Origin of the sequence: Stenotrophomonas sp. HMWF003 (genome assembly GCF_003061285.1) — a bacterium.
Classification (GTDB): Bacteria; Pseudomonadota; Gammaproteobacteria; order Xanthomonadales; family Xanthomonadaceae; genus Stenotrophomonas; species Stenotrophomonas maltophilia_AP.
Map to the genome: position 1 here is coordinate 1 of NZ_QAIW01000419.1, position 1,035 is coordinate 1,035.

1 protein-coding gene is annotated in these 1,035 nt (G+C 66.3%); it reads left to right on the forward strand.

Translation table 11 applies throughout. The features are described 5' to 3' along the window. Positions 1 to 1,035, forward strand: a 1,035-nt coding sequence (locus tag DBR34_RS17960; protein WP_128097794.1) for a TonB-dependent receptor, incomplete at both ends; no start/stop codon positions are given.

Below are 1,035 nucleotides of genomic sequence, written 5' to 3' on the forward strand. Positions count from 1 at the left end.
ACCTGGCGCTGTCGCTGCATCATTTTGAAGGCAGCGGCCGCATGCCGGGCGGGCTGACCAGCGCCGAGTACGCGGCCGACCCGTTCCAGTCCACCCGCCCCTACGACGTATTCAATGGCCGCCGCAGCGACGGGTCGCTGAAGTACACCTGGACCGACGGCAGCAACAACGTCGAGGTGCTGGGCTACTACGTCGATTCGTTCCGCGGCAGTTATATCGAACAGGACGGCAGCGGTGCCAGCAACGGCCAGCGCCGGCTCACCGCCGCGCCGCGCAGCTACCACTACCTGGGCGTGGAGCCGCGGTATTCGCGCCTGTTCACCACCGGCACGGTAGTGCAGGAAGTCAGCGTGGGCTACCGCTACCTGAAGGAAGCCAGCAGCGAAGTGGCCTCACGCACCGGCTATTACCGGCCCGCCGCAGCCGTGGCCGGTTTCGACCTGCCGCTGCTGCCGTACCAGACCAGCCGCGGCGGTACGACCGCCAACGCGTTCTACATCGACGACCGCATCGATATCGGCAACTGGACACTCACCCCGGGCGTGCGCGTGGAAGACATCCGCACCTTCAATACCGTGACCAACCTGGCCACCAGCGGCGCGGTCACCAGCGTGCTGACCCCGAGCATCACCTCGCGCGAAACCCTGCCGACGCTGTCGGTGCTGTACCGGCTGAATGATGCCTGGTCGCTGTTCGCCAACGGCGGCAAGTCGTTCGGGCCGCAGCAGTACAGCCAGCTGGCCTCGACCACCGAAGGCCTGCATCCGGAATCGGCGACGACCTATGAGCTGGGTACCCATTTCAACGGTGCGCTGCTGAGTGGCGAGTTCACCCTGTTCAATGTCGATTTCGACAAGGAGCTGCAGTTGGCACGCTCGATCGTCGGCGAAGGCATGTGGACCGACCTCGGCGCCACCCGTCACCGCGGCGCCGAATCGGCGCTGCGGGTGGAAATGGGCCAGCTCAGTGACGCGCTGGCAGGCCTGCAGCTGTCGATGACCTACACCTGGACCGAGGCTACCGCCCGCGCCGGTG